This window comes from Bradyrhizobium sp. UFLA05-153 (assembly GCF_054185185.1).
Genome location: NZ_JBBIAM010000315.1, coordinates 1 through 1307, shown reverse-complemented (window position 1 = coordinate 1307; position 1307 = coordinate 1). Strand labels below are relative to the sequence as shown.

Here is a 1307-nt window from a genome sequence, read left to right as displayed (position 1 = left end):
GATTTATGATGGGGTGGACGCCCCGCCCGACGGCATCGATGTGCCAAAGTGGACGTGTTGAGCACCACTTAAGGGAGGCGTCCGTGTCAGAGGTTATCATAATCGGTCTGGATATCGCCAAGCATGTTTTTCACGCGCACGGAGCAGATGGGCGAGGTCGAGCAATGTTCAGCAAGCGGATCAGCCGAGGAAAGCTGCTGGATTTCTTCGCGACCCAGCCGAGTTGCACGGTAGCGTTGGAGGCATGTGGTGGAGCACATCACTGGGCTCGTCAGCTCGCCCAGCTTGGCCATCAAGTTCGGCTGATCCCGCCCGCCTATGTAAAGCCGTTCGTGAAGCGGCAAAAGAATGACGCGATCGATGCCGAGGCGATCTGCGAAGCGGCCCAGCGGCCGAGCATGCGGTTCGTGGCCGTTAAGAGCGAAGAGCAGCAGGCGGCCGGCCTGGTGTTTAGAACCCGTGATCTGTTAGTGCGGCAGCGAACCCAGCTGATCAACGCGATTCGCGGACACCTCACTGAATATGGTTGGGTCGCGCCCAAGGGGCCGTCGCATGTGGCGATGCTCGCCGACCTGATCGAGGAAGAAGAGATGGTCAACTCGCTTCCCGGAGCGGCCCGCGCCATGTTCCGAGTGATGTTAGACCTACTCACCGGCCTCAGTAGCAAGATCGCGGATCTCGACAAAGAAATCGCACGGCGTGCACGAGAGGATGAAGTATCGCGCAGGCTGATGACCGTTCCCGGTATCGGCCCAATCTCCGCCACCGCGATCGCCGCCTTAGCACCGCCAGCCGAGACCTTTGCCAAGGGCCGCGACTTTGCCGCCTGGCTGGGCCTCACGCCTCTTCAAAGATCGACAGGCGGCAAGCAGAAGCTCGGCGCAACATCCAAAATGGGCGAACGCACGCTCAGACGCCTGCTCATCATCGGCAGTAGCGCCGTCGTAAAGCAAGCAAGCAAACGCGGTGCGCCGAGGGGTTCTTGGCTCGAACAGATGCTGGCTCGCAAACCGCGCATGCTGGTAACGGTCGCGCTCGCCAACAAGATGGCGCGGATCGTCTGGGCGCTACTTGTCAAGCAGGAGAATTACAGGGCTCCGGTCCCAGCCAAGGCGTGGTCCTGGCGGACCTGAGGTCGTCGGAGATGTAGTCGGTCGAAGGAGGGTATGGCGCAACAGTCGGCGAGACGAGGCCGGAAGAACCAGGCGTACTCATCGTGCCTAGAGCACGCATTTATGATTTGGTTCCGGTCTGCGAACTCCCATACGGGCCCGCAGCTTCATCGCTGCACCATCAGAGGCCGGACA

Annotated in this window: 1 protein-coding gene; it reads left to right on the top strand. The window is 60.7% G+C overall.

What is annotated here, in order from left to right; translation table 11 throughout:
* Window positions 1-83: 83 nt before the first annotated feature.
* Window positions 84-1133: an IS110 family RNA-guided transposase gene (locus Q2941_RS51635; protein WP_458197543.1), complete on the top strand. Its 1050-nt coding sequence runs from the start codon at window positions 84-86 to the stop codon at window positions 1131-1133.
* Window positions 1134-1307 lie beyond the last annotated feature (174 nt).